General features: G+C 41.4%; 15 protein-coding genes. 8 read left to right on the forward strand and 7 right to left on the reverse strand.

Translation table 11 applies throughout. The features are described from left to right. Positions 1–165: 165 nt before the first annotated feature. Positions 166–2583, reverse strand: a complete 2418-nt coding sequence (locus ACOJQI_RS20360; RefSeq protein WP_421381529.1) for a cell wall-binding repeat-containing protein — start codon at positions 2581–2583, stop codon at positions 166–168. A 177-nt stretch (positions 2584–2760) separates the two neighbouring features. On the opposite strand from ACOJQI_RS20360, the gene ACOJQI_RS20365 reads away from it, so the two are divergent. Beyond that, on the forward strand, positions 2761–3339 hold the full coding sequence (locus tag ACOJQI_RS20365; protein ID WP_421381531.1) for a hypothetical protein: 579 nt from the start codon (positions 2761–2763) through the stop codon (positions 3337–3339). Between the two features lie 207 nt (positions 3340–3546). Further along, on the forward strand, positions 3547–4878 hold the full coding sequence (locus ACOJQI_RS20370) for a cell wall-binding repeat-containing protein (RefSeq protein WP_421381533.1): 1332 nt from the start codon (positions 3547–3549) through the stop codon (positions 4876–4878). Between the two features lie 186 nt (positions 4879–5064). Here the strand turns inward: ACOJQI_RS20370 and ACOJQI_RS20375 are convergent, their stop codons facing one another. Continuing rightward, positions 5065–9378 (reverse strand): S8 family serine peptidase, encoded by a 4314-nt coding sequence (locus ACOJQI_RS20375; protein ID WP_421381535.1) that lies wholly within the window; start codon positions 9376–9378, stop codon positions 5065–5067. Between the two features lie 291 nt (positions 9379–9669). On the opposite strand from ACOJQI_RS20375, the gene ACOJQI_RS20380 reads away from it, so the two are divergent. From ACOJQI_RS20380 to ACOJQI_RS20390, 3 genes are all read left to right on the forward strand, one after another. Continuing rightward, positions 9670–11058 (forward strand): cell wall-binding repeat-containing protein, encoded by a 1389-nt coding sequence (locus ACOJQI_RS20380; RefSeq protein ID WP_421381537.1) that lies wholly within the window; start codon positions 9670–9672, stop codon positions 11056–11058. A 98-nt stretch (positions 11059–11156) separates the two neighbouring features. Next, positions 11157–13019, forward strand: a complete 1863-nt coding sequence (locus ACOJQI_RS20385) for a cell wall-binding repeat-containing protein (protein ID WP_421381539.1) — start codon at positions 11157–11159, stop codon at positions 13017–13019. Between the two features lie 318 nt (positions 13020–13337). Next, positions 13338–13640, forward strand: coding sequence for a hypothetical protein (locus ACOJQI_RS20390; RefSeq protein WP_421381541.1), 303 nt, complete (start codon positions 13338–13340; stop codon positions 13638–13640). A gap of 35 nt (positions 13641–13675) precedes the next feature. On the opposite strand, the gene ACOJQI_RS20395 is transcribed toward ACOJQI_RS20390, so the two are convergent. Further along, on the reverse strand, positions 13676–15187 hold the full coding sequence (locus tag ACOJQI_RS20395) for a cell wall-binding repeat-containing protein (RefSeq protein ID WP_421381543.1): 1512 nt from the start codon (positions 15185–15187) through the stop codon (positions 13676–13678). Positions 15188–15324: 137 nt separating this feature from the next. On the opposite strand from ACOJQI_RS20395, the gene ACOJQI_RS20400 reads away from it, so the two are divergent. Continuing rightward, entirely contained in the window at positions 15325–16221 is an 897-nt protein-coding gene (locus ACOJQI_RS20400; protein ID WP_421381545.1) for a hypothetical protein, read from the forward strand. A gap of 372 nt (positions 16222–16593) precedes the next feature. Here the strand turns inward: ACOJQI_RS20400 and ACOJQI_RS20405 are convergent, their stop codons facing one another. After that, positions 16594–17043, reverse strand: coding sequence for an SRPBCC family protein (locus ACOJQI_RS20405; protein ID WP_421381547.1), 450 nt, complete (start codon positions 17041–17043; stop codon positions 16594–16596). Positions 17044–17158: 115 nt separating this feature from the next. Here ACOJQI_RS20405 and ACOJQI_RS20410 point away from each other — a divergent pair, with 115 nt between their 5' ends. Continuing rightward, complete coding sequence (locus tag ACOJQI_RS20410; RefSeq protein WP_421381549.1) at positions 17159–17548, forward strand: hypothetical protein; 390 nt, start codon at positions 17159–17161, stop codon at positions 17546–17548. 67 nt (positions 17549–17615) lie between these two features. Here the strand turns inward: ACOJQI_RS20410 and ACOJQI_RS20415 are convergent, their stop codons facing one another. From ACOJQI_RS20415 to ACOJQI_RS20425, 3 genes are all read right to left on the reverse strand, one after another. After that, on the reverse strand, positions 17616–18746 hold the full coding sequence (locus ACOJQI_RS20415; protein WP_421381551.1) for a glycosyltransferase family 4 protein: 1131 nt from the start codon (positions 18744–18746) through the stop codon (positions 17616–17618). 60 nt (positions 18747–18806) lie between these two features. Next, a complete protein-coding gene (locus tag ACOJQI_RS20420; protein ID WP_421381553.1) occupies positions 18807–20120 on the reverse strand; it encodes a nucleotide sugar dehydrogenase in 1314 nt (437 codons plus the stop codon). 183 nt (positions 20121–20303) lie between these two features. Further along, entirely contained in the window at positions 20304–21230 is a 927-nt protein-coding gene (locus ACOJQI_RS20425; protein WP_421381555.1) for a hypothetical protein, read from the reverse strand. 194 nt (positions 21231–21424) lie between these two features. Here ACOJQI_RS20425 and ACOJQI_RS20430 point away from each other — a divergent pair, with 194 nt between their 5' ends. Then, complete coding sequence (locus ACOJQI_RS20430) at positions 21425–22210, forward strand: zinc ribbon domain-containing protein (RefSeq protein WP_421381557.1); 786 nt, start codon at positions 21425–21427, stop codon at positions 22208–22210. Positions 22211–22381: the final 171 nt, after the last annotated feature.

Consider the following 22381-nt stretch of genomic DNA (forward strand, 5'->3'; position numbering starts at 1 on the left):
TGTGCTGAAACGAATAACACAAAGACATTCCTATGTATTTATTCAATAAAGTATTCAATAATTTTTATTCAACTATTATGTATAAAAAAGTCCGAAACACATTCTTTTCCAGATGTGTTTCGGCACTCTAATTGAAATATACGGAAATTACATGGTGCTTTTCGCTTATCTTTTCATTAGTTCTATCCTAACATCTTTGGATATCACATTATAACCTCCTAAGATTTTTATGCTTAAATCCTTGTTCATTTTAGTGTCATTCAGCCATTGACTAACCGGGGAAGGTATTTTCTTCTCCTCTAAGAGTACAATAGGTGAATTTTGTTTTGCTGCGAGAGTAGATCCTGCCAATGCATCAACAAAGCTTCTCCCGCTTGCAAAGAACAATGAACTTCCTTCTGGAAAATCTTGCTGATACCTTTTAGCAATCTCTACACTCGTGTCAAATCTATCAGTGCCTGAAATCCTTTCCACCCCAATTACCTTCGCGGCCTTTAACTGATGCTCAATGTCCACTGAAACTGCATTTATACCGCCAACTATCGTTACTCTTTTTATATGATTGTTCAATATATATGCCATTGTTGATTCTGGTAAATGTTCCTTACCAGCCAGCAATATAGGAATCTGTTTCATTCCTGAGTAAGGGGCGATGGAAAGAGGGTCAGGAGAATCAGTTCCTGTAGTAATAAATATTTCTTCAGTATCACTGTTCAGCTCTTCTGCTACCTTTACAGATGTATCAAATCTGTCTTTTCCCGTTATCCTTTTTATACTGTATCCTTTATGAATAAGCTGTGATTCTGCTACTTCTGATATAGCGCTGCTTCCTCCCAATAAGTAGATAGTCTGGGGATTGAGTCTAGTGATTTCGTCCAAGATTGTATCAGGAATTCTATCCGTGGCAGTTAAAAGCAATGGGGCATCGAGTTTGGTGGCTAACACGCTTCCTGCCAGAGCATCAACCGGCACATCTCCCCGGCCCAATAATACAGTGTCTGCTCCTTCAGGCCATCCACGCTGAGATATGACTGCACTTGTTTCATAGCGGTTACTTCCGTGAAGTTCTTCATACTCTCTTTCTTTAATAAAATCAGATGCTGCATAACCAGTTAAGCCGGAATCCAGTTCAATAGGAAGCCATTGATAACTGCCACCTGATATTGCCCCCCCTGTTATTTTCACCAATTCTCCCTTGTCCAGCATTGTCAGTACCTCCGAGATTGTAGATGGTCCAATTCGTAAATTAACATTCGTGGTTGTAATTCCCACTCTTCCTGTCACTAATGGAACATCTATTTCTGACTTATCAACAATCCAATTCTTAAATTTAGACCATAAAGAGGCGGACTCCTGTCCAAGCGCCCAGCTGCCTGTACCTTTAAGGCCATATTTAGAAACTAGCGCCACCTTTGCATGAATGGACTCATCATTTTCAAACCAGACTGTATATTCTCCAGGTCGCAATGCTTTACCATTCACATAACTGACCGGCTCATCAGGCCCCACAGTGATAACAGCTTTGGGTGATCCGCTCTCCACATCGTATGTGACTATATTACTATGACTCTGCAGTAAACTTTGAACAACATTATTCGTGATCCCAGTCCCGCCATAACTCTTGCCGTGTTCCCAATATCGTCCATAGTGAGGAAGCCCAAGAACAACTTTTTCCGGCCTTACCCCTTGTGAAAATGCGTATCTAATAGATTTTTCTACAAAAGGAAGGCTGGCTACAGGTCCAGGAGGGCTTCCTGCCCAGCTTTCATCATATGCCATTAATAATAAATAATCAGAATACCTGGCTAATTCCTTATAATCATAGGAACCATGCCAGCCTTTTTCCCATCCATTAGGGTTTGCTGCTACCGCTACAGAAACTTCCTTTTCAGAAGGGATTTTTTCCCTTAGTAACCTTACGAGGTCAGTATAACTGCTCCGATCAGTTTCGGTTACATTCTCAATATCAACATTAACCCCATCAAGGTTATATTTAGAAATGACATCAGCAATCTGTTGAGCTAACTGTACCCTGTTTTCCAAGGCTGCCCTTCCGACTGCGCGATCCCAATGATTACTTAAAAATGGCACGACTTTTTTCCCTTTTCTGTGAATTTCATCAATAAATCGTGTATCCAGATTAGCAATATCAAGATTTCCATCTTCATGGATATCAAAATAGCTCGGAGAAGCAACGCTTATGGATCCATATGTCCTATCTACAAAAGAAATCTGCTGACTGGTGCTCCCAAAATATAAGTATCCCAAGTTAAACCTTGTAGCTGAACTTGCATGGCCCGAATTCCAAAGTATCGTTGCTGCCACTACAGGTCCAATGATTATCTTGACTACTTTAATAGAGCGATATTGACGATTAGCATCTACAATCTGATGGATTCTGTCTCTTAAATGTTTTCCTTGCAAGGAACCAAAACGGCCAAGCTCATCGGAAAACTCTGTATAATCCTCTCTTAAAATAATAGTAAGAGTTTCGGTACGATCATCATAATGAATCCCGACTTCTTCATTAAAGGACATTGTTTCTCCCCCTTTGCAGCCCATCAGCCCAAATGTATGGTCCATGTTATTTTTTCCTAAGTAATTCAAATTTTAGAATGTGTATAAAACAGCCTAAGTATCCCCACTAACCTTCATAGAGTCGAAAATGTAAAATTTATGACAAATATTCTGAAATATGTGATAAAATATAAACCATAAGTACTAAAGTACTAAATACCTGCACAGAAAGGAATCATACATATGGAATCTTTAAGTCAAAGAGTAGGATCAATTTTTCAAAGCCTGACTTCTTCAATTGATAAAAATGTCATTCAAGCCGAGACACTAAGGGTACTGTCTGAAAAACATGAAAAATGTGAAAATGTGAGAGAGTACGTTAAATTACTCGTTTCTAATATTGCCTTTAATGTAGAATCTACAAAAGTGGTATACACTTTGCTGCGATCTTTGATAGAACAAAAGCAATTTCCTTATATACCGGGCATTTCGCAGGTAACCAATGACGCCCAGGATCGTATCGAAGAATCCATGGAACAGCTTTTCCCTATTTATTCAAGCAAATTGGTTGAACATGATATTGTGGACGATGAGGTAATAAAGAAAGTAGAGTCCGTTTTTGCATCGAGTAAAATCGAACAGGACCTGACCATAATCTTTATGGAGGCCTTTGCTGAAGAGAAGAATAGAGAGATTTTCGTACCTCTTTTCACTTGTACTCCAGAAGAAGTCGATGAAGTCGTAAAAAAATACAGCAGCCTGTATGCTTTAATGCTATTAGATCAAGTCGAATTCGAACAGCAACCTGCTGAGCAAGCATAAAAGAAACCGTTCCCTTAAAATATGGGAACGGCCTTTTTTTGTATATCTTCTCTCGTATAAGCCACAAAGGCTCCCCGCCACTTAATTTTAGACATTTACCACCATACATTATCGAATATTCAGAAATTTTGTTACATAACTGTAAACTAAATTAGTAGTTTCAGATGATAGAATATGTTTAGAATTTGCAAAACGGAGGAAAATATTATGACTAACGTACTGCCAAATTGTCGAAGACCTATACTTTTCACTATAATTTCTACACTTTTCCTGGCTATCTCCCTGATTGTCACATCACCTGCAGCCGCATCCGGCAAAACAGTCGAGAGGGTCAGCGGTGAGAGCCGCTACGATACAGCAATCAAAGTCTCGCAGCAAGGATGGCCGAACGGTGCTAAATATGTAATCATCGCTGTAGGGGATAACTTTCCGGATGCCTTGGCAGGAGTGCCTTTGGCAAAAAAATATAATGCCCCTATCTTGCTTGTTTCCAAAGATAACATCCCTTCTGAGGTACAGTCAGAGTTAAAACGGTTAAGCCCAAGCAAAGCATACATACTTGGAGGAGAGTCAGCAATCCGCTCTAACGTAGACTCAACGCTCAGCGGGCTCGGAATTGCTTCGGAACGTATTGCTGGGAAAAACCGATACCATACTGCAGCAAAGATAGCTAACTTTCTAGATGCTTCAAAAGCTGTTGTTACGTACGGACAAAATTTCCCGGACAGCCTTGCCATTGCTTCTTATGCAGCCAACAACACAATGCCTATATTACTAACGGAGAAGAACAGTGTACCTGCTGAAACAAAAGAATCTCTTAAAAAGTATCAATCTACACTTGTAGTTGGAGGAACCAGCGTAATCAGCAATTCAGTTGTGAACCAGCTGCCAAACGCTAAAAGAGTAGCTGGTGACAGCCGTTATGATACAGCTGCTACCATTGTGAATGAGCTGTACCCTTCCACGGTCAGTTCCACAGTCGTAGCGACAGGAGACAGTTTTGCAGATGCTTTAACTGGCTCTGTCTTTGCTGCTAAACGAAATGCACCAGTGATTCTGGTTGAAAAGAATAATGTGCCTGATGTAGTTCTTAATACAGTAGAGAAGGCTAACATAACGAATTTTACGATTATCGGCGGGGAATCTGCAGTATCAAGCTATGCTCAGAACAAGCTGGTATTTAATACCGATGCACTTGTTCAAACAGCCAAAAAATATCTAGGTACTCCTTATAAATGGGGAGGAACAACGCCAAGCGGGTTTGATTGCAGCGGTTACCTTATGTATGTTTATGGACAGCACAATATTTCTGTAGCAAGAACAACCACGGATATTTGGAATCAGGGTACACGGGTCAGCCAGCCTGCCGTTGGCGACATCGTCGTATTTGAAACGTATAAACCGGGTCCTTCCCATGTAGGAATGTACATTGGTAACAATGAGTTCATTCACAGTGGCAATGATGGAGTGGAAATCACAAGTTTATCTAACAGTTATTGGAATCCTAGATACTTGGGATCTGTAAGAGTAATAAAATAATAGACTTAATTAAGAAAACCTGTTTTCACTAATGTGGAAGCTGGTTTTCTTTTTTTATACCCACTTTTCTTTACGATAAACATTTTTGTTTAAATGAATTTTCCTTGATTAGTATTAAATCAATTTCAGGATTTTCGTTCTTCTCAACAAAAAAAGGACCACCTAAATGGTCCTTTTTTTAGTAACTTATTCAGGTAATCCCTTTTCTACCGATGCCTCCATGACATTCGTTCCTCCATATAGATAGTATGACTCTTTCGTCGTTTTCGATAAATATGCTGATGCAGCACTTCCAACTGATTTGCCATCTGTCAGGATGATAGGGATCTGTTGATAATAAGCAAGATGGCTTCCGCTCAAGGCATCCGGGAACACTTTTCCGCTTGCCAGTGCTGCTCCCTTACCTGCTGGATAAAAAGTTTCAGCCACTTTAACGGAAGTTTCATAGCGGTCCTTGCCGGAGATCCTCTTGATATCCATAACTCCTTTGGATTTCAACTCCGATACTAGTTTCGGAGAAACAACGTTCTCTCCTCCAATAATGGTCACTTTCTTAATGCTATTTTCTTTCAAATAACTTACTAAGGATGCGGAGGGAGCATCAGCGGAATCTGTCAGCAGTATTGGGATCTGCTTTTCTGTTGCATATACTCCGATACTCAGCGCATCTGAAAAGCTTGATCCAGAAGTTAAGAAGATTTCGCCCGGCTTCGAAGTGACTTTTTTCGCAATTTCAATGGATGTGTCAGTACGGTTGGTACCTGCAATCCTCAATACCTCGAAATGTTTTTTGAATTCTTTTTCAACAGTAGCCGAAACAGCTTGTTTACCGCCCAGAATGACAACCTTTCCATTATCCCTCAGCAGCCTCTTGGCTTCTTGTACAGCTTTTGCCATAACCGCTTTATCATCGTTGATTAATAGAGTTGTACCATTTCGTATCTTATTCAATACATTCCCCGTTAATGCATCAGGATAATTACTTCCAGACGCGAGGATCACCGTATTCAATGAATGATCCGGAATCCTTGATGAGAATTGGAAAGAAGTATCATAACGGTCTTTACCGCCTATCCGCTCTGTCCCTTTCAGTGGAGCTGTGCTTATAGTAAGCTGATACGGCTCTGCACTTGGATTGCTTGCAGAATCCTGCACAGCAATGTAATACGGGCCGCTTTCTGTTAAGGACAGGTCCAGCTGCTCCGCGTCATTTTCCCCGTATAGATCGCTTTCTTTAATCAGTTTTCCTTGCTTGTTGAATACTTTTATGACACCGTCAGTGCCGTATGATGTATCCAGTGTGATTACCACATTTGTTTTCTTCCAAGTGTTCAGTGAGTACCAGTCAATATCTGTATCGCTTCCCGTTAGATATTGGAAATAGCCTTTAGCTTGGTGTTTGTCCCCATTTAGTTTCAGCTGCAAAGGTTTTTGAGGCACATTTTCTACTATTTTAGAATCTTTGTCCTCATCTTGTATTTTTATTTGCTTGAAGTGAAGCTTATATGGCGTAAGCGTTGCTGGTCCTCCGAAATCATAGTTGAACAGAGCAAGGAAATAACCACTTTCCGCTTTACGCTTAATCGATGCAACCTCAGATTCATTGCCATACCCTTTATCATAGGCGAGGACCTTTTCGTACTCATCGTAATCCAAATACCCATTGCCGTCTGAATCCTCAATCACTAATAGCACAGGGTCTATGGCTGATCTTAAGGATCCTGGAATATCTGCTGGCAGGGTTTCGGGTGCTGGCACTGCCCCAATACTGAACAAACCTGTCTGCCCCGGCTCCACATAATAAAAGTCGGTATCATTCAGTTTGCTGAAATCACCTGTAAAAGTTCCTTCATCAATGATAGTCGGGAAGCCAGGATCGTCATTAGGTTCGAAAATATCTCCTGCTCCGGTAAATAGATACTCAACTTCCATAGAGACATCATATGGTTCAATACTCGGCTGAAAGTATTGGTTTCCTATCATAATTAGGTAGGTTTCTCCCTCAGTTAATCCTATCTGCAAATCACTCTTGCCGAAACCAAAATAATTTGCTGCAGCCAACAGCCATTCACCTGTCATGGCATCTTGAGTATACACTTCCAATGCAGGCTGAAAATCGCCCGCTTCCGAAACATTCAGATTGTACACCCCTGATGATTCAGCTGTAAAACGGTACAGGTCAATATCATCCATATACTGAATATACTCGTTCTCTTTTTTGTCCAAAGTAAGGAGTGTTGAAAGAGAAGATAGAGAGTCCCCTTCAGAAATGTCCTCTTCCTCAGTTAATTTTTCAACTGGGTTCAAGGCTTTCTGCTGTACTGTTTGCCGATAAGTTTCTATCTCAGATTCTGATATCCCGTCCTCTGTATTCCACAAATTCTTAGGGAAACCATCAACATCTTCCGGCAGAACCTTACCTCTCACAGCTAATTGATACGGAATATGTGAGGAAGATATGCCTCCAAACGAAACATATTCATAGTCATTTAGAAACCAGTCATCTTCATCAAAGAAAGATTCATTGGTGACCTCCAAAGTATACGAAACATCAGGCAATGCCTCAAAAGAAAATGTTTCCCCATAGCCAATTCCGCGGAGATTCCCTTCCATTAGAATGTCTTCTTCTGTCCACTCAGTGCCGGAGTGCATATATACGCGAACACTTGGATCCACCCCTGGTACAGCAGACAAATCAACGTTTACAACTTGTGCCTGGTCTACATTGAAATGATAATAATCCTGGTCACTACCTCCTTCTGCATTTGAAAGGTAATGAGGAGTATTGAGTTGAAAAGGCAGTTTCATCTGAACTGTGGAATTCTTGTCATTATTATCAGTAAGCAATTGATTTGAAGCATCAATCTTTAATGTGTAAGATGATTGTTTCCCGGCTCCAAAGTGACCAAAGGCATCTTTCACACCTATGACAAGAGTTCCTTTTTCTAAGGCTTCATATAAATGCCCTTCATTTGCACCGTTTGACACATCATTGATGGCCAGGATATCATACGGCTGCCTTGAACCTTCCGGGTAAAACAGCAGGTCCAATTGATAATCATAATTCTCAGAGCCTCCTAAGGTGAATTGCAGGTAGTCCCCGGGATTCACCTCCAGCTTTCTCCAATGCTTTTCGTAAGGTTTAACAAAAGAAGAAGATGCCTCATACTTCATTCCTGTTAAATTGATCGATTCTGCAACGGACAAAACACTGTTCTGATGGATGATGGATTGTGCCGGCAATTTTGTTTTATCAAAAGCCAAAGCTGATTTAATATCTACTAATCCATAACCATATCTCGTATCATACCCTGCAGCACCTAAGTCCCTGGTTGTTGATTCAAGCATCATTTCAACCTGGAAAGGAGTCAATTCCGGATCTTTCGCCAATAGCAGCGAAGCCGCTCCAGCAACCATCGGGGATGCCATAGACGTTCCGCTCAGCTGCCTGAAGGTCGACTTCTTGCCTCCGTCATACGCAGTACTGTAAATATTCTCTCCAGGAGCTACTACATCCACTGATGGCCCGTAGGATGAAAATGCAGCGAGTTTGCTGCTGCTGTCTACTGCACCTACACTGATGACACCATCAAAGGATGCTGGATACTCCGGTTCGCTGGAACCTGAATTGCCGGCAGCGGCCACGACCGTGATCCCATATTCCAGGGCATCCTGGACTGCTTCCTGGATAATTGGTGAAGGATAGTAGCTGCCAAGACTCATATTGATTACTTTCGCCTTATTTTCTATCGCATAAAGAATGCCTTCCGCTATTGCATAGTCATAGGCAAATTCACTTCCGTTAAATACATCGATCGGCAGTATCTTGGCTTGGGGATTTACTCCCTTTCCGCCGATGCCGTTGTTTTCTGCCGCTGCTATAATTCCGGCGACATGGGTGCCATGCATATCCGGAATAGACTTCCTCGCAGGATCTACAATGTTGATGCCAGGTAATAAGTTCGCCTTGAGATCTGGATGGCTGGCATCCACTCCACTGTCAATGACCGCCACTGTCACAGCACTCTTTCCTGTTGAATTGGAAGTAGAAACAGTTTGTATCTGGTTAAGATGACTCATTTTTGACAACTTGGGATCATTTGTTTCCAACATTTTATAAGGAACCGATTTCTGGATGGAAAGTACATTTTTATCACTTTCATACGTCTTGATGATTTTACTGATGTCAGCTTTGGACGAATAGGTGACGATATCATACTTCAAACTTGCTAGCCGCTTCTTGATCGTCACACCGGCTTTTTGATGAAGAGAGGCAGGGAGACTTTCTTTATACTTGATGACCAAGGAATGCTCATCTGACTGTTTGCTGGTCTGAAATGATTGCAGGTTTACCTTGTCATCAGCTTTCAAATGATCTTTTACGAGAGATTGAACAGGAACCAGCCTGTCCGTTTTCTCCGCTGCCGCAAAGGAAGCTCCGTTTCCTATTAAAGCTGCAGTTAAAGAAAGGGACAAAACAATGTTATTAACTTTACCCAAGTGTACTCCTCCAGTACGATTCATATATATTCCAGCTAATTATAGCAATTTACGAATATATGTAATATCTGATTCCTTCGACAAAAAAAGACATTTATACGCAGGTTTTTCAATAGTCCTAAAAACCTGTTTTTTCCATAAAAATATTAGTAGTATTTAAGGTTTCAGTACATTATAATATTCTAGAAATTGTAAATTCATAGAACACAGGGGGAGTGACCAGAACGGGGGACCGTTACAATTTAAAGAGGTTTTGCCATAATATTTTTTAGTTATATGGAGGAATGGAAATTGAAAAAAATTATCTTTAAATCTGCCTTAACAACCTTGTTGTTGTCCGGTACCCTGCTTGGTGCGTCAGCTGTTTCTGCTGAAGAGACTTCCAAAATCAAGCAGTTCAGCAGTCCTGTGACCCCTTTGGGTTTTGACCCTGAAACTGGTGTTTTTACTGAAGATGAACCTAACAACACTATTGAAACGGCAAATGTATTTAGTGATGAATACCTCGGCGAAGGCTCCTTCAGCAAAGATGACAAAGACTACTATAAAATTACCGTATCTACAGATGATCCCTTTTATTTAGCTGGTGGATCCTACGAAGAATATCCAAGCATGAAGCTTACCGGTAAAATCTATAACAGTTCGAAGCAACTAGTGACAAGCACTAGTTATGATAGCTCAGTGGAATATGGCCTGCATGCTGAATACCAGCTTGCTCCCGGGACATATTATATCGAACTTACTGATGCAAACAACAAAGGCATTAATGAGCAATATTACTTCTTTACTTATCAAGGTGCAGATAATTATATCTATCGGATTGAAGGGGCAAACCGCTATGAAACGGCATTGCAAGTGGCTTACAACGGCTGGTTCGAAGCTGATGAAATCATCCTTGCAACTGGCACAAACTACCCTGATGCCCTTGCCGGCGGACCACTTGCCTATTATAAAAACGCACCTATCCTCTTAACCGGGAAAGATGCACTGCACCCAACTGTCGAGGAAGCAATCGACACTTTGGGAGTAACAAAGGTAACAATCCTTGGAGGTACAAGTGCGATTTCTCAAGCAGTCGAAACAAAGCTGAAGAACATGGGCATGACCACAACACGAATCAGTGGTGCAGACCGATATGCAACGGCAGTGGCTATTGCGAAGAAGATCCCTAACAACGGAACTTCTGTTGTAGTAAACGGATTGAACTATCCTGATGCACTTTCTATCGCACCATACGCGGCTCAAAACGGTTTCCCTATCCTGTTAACAAAGACGGATACCATTCCAGCTGCCACATTGACCCAATCAAACACATACTCAGATACACTCGTAATTGGCGGAACCAGCGTAGTAAGCAAAACGGTCTTTAACAAGTTTAAAGAACCAATGAGAATCGGCGGGATTAACCGTTATGACACTTCCGTGCAAATTGTGGAGCAGCTTGGCTTGAATACTGATTTCGTTCACCTTGCAACCGGTACTAATTTCGCCGATGCTTTGACAGGATCTGTATTGGCGGCAAACTTTAATGAGCCGATTCTACTGACTCCTCCAAACAAGCTTGATCCTTCTGTTAAACAGCTGTTCATCAACCATGGGACATTCGGCTTCACAATCCTTGGCGGTTACAGCGCTGTAAATGAAAGTGTCGAAGACGAAATCTGGTCTCTATTTGAATAAAGAACATTAAACGTGCAGATCAATTTTCTGCACGTTTTTTCTTCATCTATTCCTAAATAATGGTATAATCGTAGAATACTAGTTTAGGAGGGTATTCATTGAAATTTAAAAAAGCTCCACTAATTTTATCACTTTCTCTTGTTCTGCCTTTGTTTCCTTTGAACAATGCGGAAGCGGCAGAAAATTGCCAGATAGATCCGGATAATATGCAGCAGGTGAACCAGTTACTGACGGAGAAAGCTAAAGAATACCATATCCCGCCGGAAGTAGTGAAAGCGATAGCACTGCAGGAAAGCGGCTGGAAACAAGATCTGATCTCTTCGGATCCTGGAGGAACAAAAGGATACGGCATCATGCAAGTTACCGATGATATTGATGATAAAGATCAATTATTGAATAATATTTGCTATAACGTCGATAGAGGACTGCAAAAACTTAATGAAAAATGGAACTGGACATTATCCACTAAAGATAGAATCATTCCAATGATCAACCAAGGCGACCGCAACATCATTGAAAATTGGTATTTCCCTATCCTTGCTTATAATGGCCTTGTATCCAGTAACAGCCCTTTATACCATGACACTGGCGCAAGAAACAGAGATGCTTATCAAGAAGAAGTGTTTAATAAAATTAACCGTTTCAGTTTTGTAAATGACGCAAGTATCGCTTTAAAAGAACTGCCATTCGAAACGTCCTATTTTAAATACAATACAGACCCGGACAGTGATGATGCGAAGCTTAACATTACTGTAGATCAAATTAAGGACGATAGACAATTAACCAGTTCAACATTGAATTTCAAGACAGATGATATAACAATTGCAACCTCAGAGGTGAAATTCTATTCTGATTACGGTGTAACCGAAATAGCTAAACTGCCAAAAGGTACGCTGCTACAAGTAACAGAGGAAAATCAGTATGTCCGCCATACGAAAGCAAGCCCATTTGATCAATACAGACAATGGGTACTATATAGAGTAGAGGTCTTAAACGGATCCCTAAAAGGAAAAAGAGGCTATACAGCTTCCGCCTACCTCCAGCCCGTTACGTCCAGAATCTCGGGAGATTCCAGATATACAACCGCAGCTGGGATTTCAAATGTCGGATGGTATGAAGGTGCTGAGACAGTCATCATTGCAAGCGGCAATAATTACCCTGATGCGTTATCAGGCACAACCCTTGCAAGCCATTATGATGCGCCTATCCTTTTACTCGACAGTTCAAAACAGGAGAAGATCGATTCTTCCATTGCTGTCATAAAAGAGGAGGTTGAGCGATTGGGTGCCGAGAATGCCATTATCCTCGGCGGAAAAGCAAGTATCCCTCAATCGGCAGAGGACAAACTTAAGAGCTTTATTAACATTCAAGACAGAATTTCCGGCGATGACCGGTATGAAACTGCTTATGCGATTGCCAATCATATTTTATCTAAGCAGGATTCCAATACAATGATCTTAGCGACAGGCGAATCATTCCCTGATGCATTAGCCATTGCGCCATATGCAGCCCAGAACGGTATTCCGATTTTGCTGTCAGACAAAAATGGGAAAAAGCTCGATCAAAAGATGGCCAACTTATTAAACTCGAAATCCAATGTGATTGTGGTAGGCGGAGAAAATGCAATAAGTTCTACGGTAACCGGCCGCATTAATGATGATAGACGAATTTCCGGTGAAAACCGTTATGAAACAGCAGAAAAAATCATTGGCGAATTAAACATTGGAAACCATCATGGATATGTCGCTACTGGTGAAAACTACGCCGATGCCCTTACTGGAGCGGTTCTGGCTGCAAAATTCCATGACCCGATCATACTTACGAAACCATCAACGGTTCCGCCGGTAATAAGCGAATTAGTGCAATCCCGCTTCACTCAGTTAACACTCCTTGGCGGTAAAAGTGCTATAACAGATCAAACGACACAATCATTGGCTGAAAAAGCAAAGAACGCTTGGTAATAGTCCAAGAGAATAATTAATGTTAAAGCCCCCAGCTTTCTGCAGGGGGCTGTGTTTTTGCATTTATGATTGTTGGCGGCTGTTTCCTATGAGGCTATTAACAAGTTTGCTAGTTCTATTAACAATTTCACGAATTCTATTAACAACTTTTCCGATCTATCAACAATTTCAACCATACTACCAACAACTTTCCGGATTCTATTAACAACTCACCTTTAATAGCATGGTGCCTCCTGATTGTTCGAACTTCTGAAAATTGTTCTTGCTATACAAACCCTCAACATACTATAATATATCCAAATTACGGAAATGCGGGTGATGATGTTGAGTGAATTCCCAGCCGGATTCAAACATCGAATAAAATTCATGCGAGGTCTTAATAAAAAACAGCTTGCCTTAGCATTACTTTCTCTTTTGCTCCTATCACTTACGGCAGCTGCACTGATGTATTATCCCGGCAACTTGATCAGCAGCTCGATTTCTAACAAGTTTGCCCGCACGATTTTTGAAGTTGTATGGATTGTCTTCATAGTGGGTACCGCCACGACCACCTTCAATAAATTATTATCCAAAATAGCAAACAGAACTCTGCCAAAAGAATTAATTCATCGAAAAAGCTGACTTCTCCATATTCAAGAAGCCGGCTTTCTTTCGTTCTATCTTAAATACGTTTCCAGCGTCCAATTTTGCTGGTCAATGTATTGAGCAGCACGGACTCCTACATACCTTAAATGCCACGGTTCATATTTATAACCGGTCATGTATTCTTTCCCTTCAGGATAACGGATGATGAAACCATAGTCGGCTGCGTTCTCCGCTACCCATTGCCCTTCTTCTGTGTCAGCAAATTCTTCAATAAGCTGATAGTCGATCTCCGCACTTGTCACATCCATGGCAAGACCTGTCTGGTGTTCACTGTGCCCAGGCTCAGCACTGATCCGGTCGGCATATTCTTCTCCATACGTACGTGTGTAGTAATCATGCAATTCTTTTTGCCTGTCATAAGATCTATATCCTGATTTTGCATACAATTCTACCCCTTGGTTCCATGCCTGGTCGAACATATTCCCCAGCTGCCCTGCTGCTTCGCTGCTCATATATCGTTTTGGCCGGTCATCCGAGAATGGAAATGGGACATCGGGTTCTGTCAATCTGTCAGGTTCATAGGAAGACGGGATGCCTCGTTCTTTATTGACAAGAAGCATTTGGATAGGGAGTGAAAGTTCCGTATCTACATATTGATCAATCACTCGATAACCGCCGAGAATATGGAAGTTCTCTAATCCTCTCTCGTGCACTGCTATCTTTACCGCATTCGATACATAATCTCTTTCCGTTAAGAGAATCTCATCATTACTCGTCGCAGCCAGTACGGCACCAGTCAAGCCATCAGCAAAGTCTAATCCCGTGGCCACAAAGGCTTCTTCAGCATTACCCATTGGCAACCCTCTTGCCACTTCAGCTGATGTTGCATATCTGTCTTCACCTGCTATGCGCCATGAGCTTGGAAGCTTGCTCTCCACCTGCTCGTCAATAACAGTCGTTCCTCCAACTAAAATGGTATTATTGCGATTGGTTAATGCGTCGGCAGTTTCCGGCGGAAGGTTAGTTCTTTTCGTTAGTAATAGAGGAATTCCTTTTCTAGATGCATAAGGAGCGATCGTCATGGCATCGGGGAATTTCTCTCCGCTGACTATGATGGCTTCGGTTTTATTCGGCAGCATTCCTGAAATGATAGCTGCTGTTTCGTATCGGTCTTCTCCCCCTACTCGTGTTGTTTTCATTTTGAATCTCTGTGCCAATTCACCTTCAACTTGTCGGGAAACAGCATTCGGCCCTCCAAGAATGACAATTTCTGAAGGGTTCAGCCTGTCTATTTCCTCTAAGGTTGCTCTAGGGATTTCACCGCTTTTCGTTAACAAAATCGGACCTCCCTTTTGATAAGCCAAAGGGGCTCCCGCGAGAGCATCGGGAAAGTCCTTCCCCCTGGCAATCAATACGGCAGTAGCTCCGTCCGGCCAGCCTTGCTTGGAAATTTCAACAGCTGTCTCATACCGGTCCTCCCCCGCGATGCGGTCAATCGTGAAGGCATCGGCTTGATTAGAGTAAGAAAAAATCATCAAAATGGCAGTAAAAATGGTGGCTAAGAGTAATTCTTTACGTTTCAATCTATCCCTCCTAATTAGTAAGCACTATTAATCTCCTACCCACAAAAGTATGTTAGAAACAAAGTAATCCAGAAACTCCTCTGCAAGTATTTTTGGTCTGGTATAATCAGTGTAAAACTTAACAACCTGGGGGTACCATGCTCAAACAAAAATTAAAAGTTTCTCTCATCTCAATCCTGGCATCTACTATTCTGTTACCTTTATTTTTTCCAATCGATATGCCTTTTTCTTTTTCTGCAGCAGACTATCTCGCTTCCTACTCTAAATCATTTCTATTCTATGCAGGGTTTGGCGGGATCTTTATGATATTGATAGGATTGCCTGTCAACTTCATTGCAGGCCTGATCACAAAATATACAGCGAAGTTCACCCATATAGCAAATTTCGTTATTCATCTTCTGCCAGCCATACTTTTCGGGGGCCTGATTTTCCCTTTTTCCTGGCCGGATTCACTGCCTTTTATGGCAATGCCTGCTTTTTCAGCTGCTATTTTCTTTATAGTGGATGAGATCCTCTTTCATAAAGTAAATCTTAGGTCTCATAAAGCAAAGTTGATCTTTCTCATTCCGCCGGCAGCTTATATCCTTTTCATGAGTCCAACTCTGATCACCCACCTTCAAACAGAAATAATCAAAGCTCAAATTGATAAAAAAGGGGCTCCGGTTGTGACGGCAACGATTAACGGACAGGCAGCTCCCATTAGAAGCACTTATTGCTGGACCAATGACGGTGAAGGTTGTGTGTATGACACTGAGCCCTTTATCCTTCCTCGTGCAAGAGGGATTGAAGGACTGGAAGGAGAGGTTCCTTTCACTGAGTCCCCGGCTGACTTGACCTTTGATTTTCAAAATTCTGCAGGAGAGCCTTCTTGTTATGCCTATTATCATGATGGAACTAAAGTGAAAAAAGTAAAAATAGAAGATTTGACGCTGAAGCTCCCGGACAATATGCCTGACCAGTTGGTGCGTTTCCTCGCCGAATGGGATACCCACGAGAAGGTCTGGTTCTACGTAGGAGTTTACGAAGAAGAATAAAAGGTTGGTATAAACAAACTCTCACAAGAGTAACGGTTTCAGTACTGGGAGAAAAAAAGGTAGAGTGAAGCGGAAGGTGTACGACCTCCTGCGGGACTAGCGGGACAGGTGAGACCAAGGTTACGTACCCACTGGAACGTAACCCCGCAGGCGAATCCAGCTCCAGCGGCCAGCGCCTAGCAGATTTCGGTCTCTCTCCTTGCGATAAGTCAACATCAACTCACTTTGTTCGTTGTGTTTCCTTTATCTCATGCGAGAGCCCTCCAATCTGTACGGCCCTGAACGGTCGCTTCCGCTTTTTATGAAGCCGAGGAGGCTCACTGCCCGCCCCGCGGAGTCGTGCACCTGGAGCGGAAATCATTTTTTTATCTATTAATCCTCTGCGATTCTTTTCAAAGATACTGCACGAGAAACGATGAACCGCCTCATATATCTTTTCAGGAATAACTTATCTGCAGCGATCCCTAATACGCCAAAAGGAGACGTATAATCAAAGTGGTCAGTCATGAGGGTTCCGCCTGCTTCTTCTTTAAAATAGTGAGTATGGACAAAAGAGTGAAAGGCTCCTTTCACCATTATATCCACAAATTTATCCGGCTTTTCCAAGTGGGTCACCTTGGCAGTCAGCGTTTGTTTTATCCCAAGATGAACCGCTTCCCAAGTAACGGTATCTCCTTCCTCTAACAAACCAGATGTCACGCCGCCGACTGCTTTTTCCTTTGTATTAGAGGTTGTTTGAGTATGAATAGAGACATTTCTCGCAAGATCAAAACACAAGTCTATCGGTGCCTCAATAAATTGCTGGTGTTCAATAACCGGCATCCTGGTTCTCCTTTCGAAAGACAACTTGAAGGTTCTTCAACATTAAAGCCAAATACTGCAAGGTATATAGTATAATCGAGGTAATCAAAAATTCGTATGGTCGTGGGTGAATTGAATGTTAGTAATAAGAAAATTCTTGGCTGCATGGACAGTAACATTTATTTTGGTTTTTGGTTTATTAGGTATTTTACTAGTCTGGGAGTTGTTTAAAGACTCTGGAACCGATTGGAACTTCTCCATTCTGTTTTTGTGTTTTGTATTTTTATTTGCCATAGCCGGTAATCTCATCTATGCCTTGCCGATCTCCTTGATGGCGGAAAAAATTTCTGAAAAGGTCAGAGGGTTGAAACCGTTTAAGACATCATTATTAATCCATATTGCCGCCGGGTTGATTTGTTTTCCGCTGCTGGGATGGTTCTATGGACTATTTGGATGTATTTGCTGTATTTTATTTTTCTTCGTTGATCATTATTTTTCAAAAATACCCAAGCTTAACGTCGATTGATGGCGCTCATTATTCCCAGCCTACAATAAATGTCCTGTGAAGTCACAGGACATTTATTTTGATTCATTTACTTTTCATACAATTCTTTGTAGCGTGCCGCTACGTTGGCCCACTTAAATCCTTTGGACTCTCTAATGCCGTTTGCAGACATTTCCTCATAACTCATTCTAACATTATTGATGGCCTCTACAATGGTCTCCGGTTTATGCGGATCCACCGCATATCCAACTTCTCCATTCTCGAAGACTCCATCAATCCCCTGCCCCTCGGAATAGATAACTGGAATACCCTGGGACATCGCTTCGATATAGACTAAGCCGAATGTTTCTCTGAAGGAAGGCATGACAAACACATCCGTTTCCCCCATGATCTTTCTGATTTTCTCCTGGTCTTTTACATAGCCGTGAAAGGTCACGTTGTCCGTTATGTTCAGTTCTTTGCACATCTGTTTATTTTTTTCTTCAAGCGGGCCGCTTCCGGCAACTTCCAAATAGACATTTTTCCCTTGCTCCTTAAGTATGGAACAGGCCGATAGAACAGCTCCCAGGTTTTTATTTTCATCCAGTAAACCGATGAATAATAACCTTAACTGATCCTCGCTTGGCTCAAGCCGCTGACTAGGAGTGTGGCTGTGCCAGTAATCATCGATTCCGTTGGGAATGATATGGCATTTATGTTCTATGTCAGTCAGTACATCGACCGGCAGCAAGTCAAAGGTTTTCTGTTTATAAGCATGTGATAGAAATACGATTGCCTTGGCGTTGCGCAGCACCTTATACATGAACGGACGCAGATGAATGGCGTATTTGTAGAAGAAGTTAATGTCGGTGTTCCTGACATTCACAATATAGTCCGTCCCATACTTTTTATGAAGCTTGTATGCACTGCCGCCATCACTGAAAACAGTATGGGCATGGATGAAATCAACATTTCCCCCAGTTAGAATATCCTGTTCAATATGTTTCATCTGTTTATTGATCTTATTATGGTAAAGATATTTATCATACTTCTTGATGATATTCTTATAAAAGTAATTTACATTCGTAAATTCTTCCGGCAGTTGATTTACCCCGATCAGGCTTTCTTCTTTAACGGGGATGAACACTTCCTGCTGAAACCCTTCATGCGAAAGCTGCTTATAAAGGTTCATGTATAATTTATTGGTTATATAATAAGAAGAAATATGTAATAATCTCATAAAAAACACCCTTAATATAAAATAGACGGAGCGGCATCTAATACCGCTCCGCAAAAAATTCTATAAACTCCAATAGATGTAGCCGCGGGACTCACATTCTTTTCTGCTTAACACACTCTTTACGTCGATAAGCACTTTGTTTTCATCAACAAAGGTTGTATCGAAGAAGTCCAATCCGTAATTCTCATTAAATTCTTTATGAGAAACTGCCAGAACTACAGCGGTCAAGTCTTGAAGATCTTCTTTTTCAACAAGGTTGATGCCATATTCCCGGTATACTTCTTCCTTGTTTGCGACAGGATCATGAACAAGGACCTCTACACCGAATTCTTTTAACTCATCAATGATATCAATTACCTTCGTATTGCGGACATCAGGACAGTTTTCTTTAAACGTAAGCCCCATGATGGCCACTCTGCTGCCATTTACAGGGTGTCCCGCTTTGATCAGCTTCTTAATGACGTTGCTGGCAACATATTTACCCATGTCGTCATTGATCTTGCGTCCTGAAAGGATAATTTGCGAGTGGTAACCCAGCTGTTCAGCCTTGTAAGTGAAATAGTAAGGATCCACACCAATGCAATGTCCTCCAACGAGTCCAGGAGTGAATTTAAGGAAGTTCCACTTCGTTCCTGCAGCTTCCAAAACAGCTTTTGTATCGATATCCATCTTATTGAACACCATTGCCAGCTCATTCATGAAAGCAATGTTGATGTCACGCTGCGAGTTCTCGATAACTTTAGCCGCCTCGGCAACTTTAATAGACTCCGCCTGGTACACACCTGCTTCAATTATGGAGCCATAAACATCAGAAATGACGCCTAAAGCCGTTTCATCAGAACCGGAAACGATCTTTATGATCTTCGTTAACGTATTCACCTTATCGCCCGGGTTGATCCGTTCCGGCGAATAACCAACCTTGAAATCTTCCCCGTATGTTAATCCGGACTCTTTTTCCAGGATAGGAATACAGATTTCTTCAGTTGTGCCAGGGTATACAGTCGATTCGAATACAACAATCGATCCCTTTGTAAGGTTGCGCCCAACCGTTTCACTTGCTCCAATAACCGGAGTCAAGTCAGGTGTTTTATCACTGTTGATTGGTGTCGGAACAGCTACAACATGAAACTTGCAGTTTCTTAATTCTGTCTCATCATTCGTAAAAATCATAGAAGTCTTCTGAATTTCTTCGTTGCCGACTTCGTTTGTTACATCGATACCGTTTTTATACTGCTCAAGCTTGCTGGTATTTAAATCAAATCCGACGACATCATATTTCTTAGCGAATTCAATCGCCAGTGGCAGCCCAACATATCCCAATCCAATGATTGAGATCTTTTCTTCTTTATTTTCTATTCTATTGAATAAATCCATCTATAAGTCGCTCCTTAATAAAGGTAATATACATAGTTTTTCTTTTTTTCAATAACAGTAAACATTTTACGTATATTTTACTCAAATTGCTAGTTATCTTCCACTGTCATTTTATTACTACTTTCAGGCTTTGTCGAATAAAATCGTCGTTTTTAAAGAAATCGTAAAATGACTGTCAAAAGACTATTCATTGAGTAAAATAAGGTCTCGCTTCATCCTTTGCTCTTCTTGGAGCATTCGGCTCTCGACTTTCTCCAGCAATTTTCCCACCTTAACAGACTGCTCTTGTATTACTTCCCTCTGCTCTTCAGTTGAAGCATAGATAATTACCGGGTCAAACATATCATCATCAATACGTATGCGGATATCATACATATACCTCTCTACCAATTGTAGGTATTCGGAATAAGTCTCTCCTAATTCCAAGGTCAGCCAATGGGTATAAGGTTCACTGATGCCTTCCATTGCATACTCGGTAATCATATCAGCCTTCTGCTGGAGCTGGTTGACATCGGCTTGAACAAATGTTCCGTTGGTGGGAAGCTCTTCTCCCAAATATTTAAAAGCTGTGTTAAAGGAAAATACCTTCCCCTTCATTTCATCGAAGTGTTCGGACACGTACTCTGAATAATATTTGTCGAGGTGATAGTCTTCCAACAATGGAGGGCGTACATCTGTTGCAGATACATTGTCCCACCATGCATAAAAATCAGGAAAATAGCTTTCGTATAATCGTAAAACTTCGGTTTCTTCCTCCCCTTTTTTAGGCTGTGGATCTGCAGCCTCAGGTACCTGCTCTTTAGGTACAGCTGGTGTTTTTGATGGTTCATATGCCGATTTCTCTTCAACCTCTTTAGTTGTTTCAACCTCTTTTTCATCTTTTATTTCAGTATTCACTGATGCTGTTTCTTCTTTTATCTTTTCAAGGTGAGTATCCTCAAGTGCTTCTTGTCTGACTGCTTCTTTCACCTTTTCCACTTTGACTGCTGGCATGATTGCTTCATTACCCTCAGCATTTTTCCCCTTTATAAAATAAAGAACAAACACACTTAACCATACGCTTAGGCAAATTGTGACCAAGATACTAGTTAGTAGTAATTTTTTCGACACTATGGACTCCTATCATTGTTGATAATTAATTATACCATTTTAAGAGACAACCATTTTACAGGTACATGGGAATTCCCGTTGGCAGGAATGAATCTTTTTAAAGAGACAGGCATCTTTTTCAGGGAGGTAATTTTAGTCATATTATCTCATAAATCTGGTATTTATTAGATATAACCAAGAAAGGGGTTTTGCTGATGAATTGTCCTAATTGCCAACATGTGAACGACGGAGGGAATTTTTGTGAACAATGCGGCACTAAATTAGCCGCCGAGTATACTCCGCCGCCTCCACAGCCTGAAGTGCAGCCGGTACAGGGAGGTGCGGTCCAGTATGCGCAAACCACTCAAACAGTTCCTCCTCCACAGCCTAATGCTCACCTGGAGAATGCCAAACAAGCTTCTAAAATGTATTTCAGTTACTTTATGACGGTTCTGAAGAAACCCGTAGCTGCTACCCAGCACACCAACAGGGATCAGCTTACAAATGGATTAATATCTATTGGATTATTTGCTCTTATCATTCCACTTATACTTTATTTTAGTATAGATCCCTCAGGAGAAGGAGCGTTCATTGAGTATGTAATCAAGCCTACCGTCTCATACGGAATTCTAATTCTTCTTATCGCTACCTATACCTTTGTATCAATTAAACTCGGAAAAGTTTCTGCCGGTTATGCAGATGTCATTGCCAGATTCGGGTCAATGCTCATTCCCTTCCTTGGCTTATTTTTTGTTGCCCTTATTATGTCGCTTCTAGATATGTACTTATTTCCTGTTTTACTGGGAATCGGTTTCTTCGGATCGGTTTTTATTTTGCCGCCGCTGGTTATTTCCAGCTTCAAAAAAGATACCTCTTCCGGTCTCGATGTCCTTTATGGAACATTACTGACATACCTGGCCATCTTCATTACCTTTATCGTAATGGCTGCCTTTATTATCGCCACTCTATTTGAGCAACTAGGATCACTGATTCCATTTTAATAATGAAGTGAAGAGGTGATGTAATGAGATATTGTAAACAGTGCGGAAATTCTTTGTCAGAATCGGCTTCCTTTTGTAATCAATGCGGGGATGTGATTTCTCCTAATAAAAATCAGCGGGAATCCCCCTCCTGTAAGGATTGCGGGAAGGAGATCGATTCAGGTTTTGAAA

The sequence above is a fragment of the Bacillus salacetis genome, from assembly GCF_049177075.1.
Classification (GTDB): domain Bacteria; phylum Bacillota; class Bacilli; order Bacillales; family Bacillaceae_B; genus Rossellomorea; species Rossellomorea salacetis_A.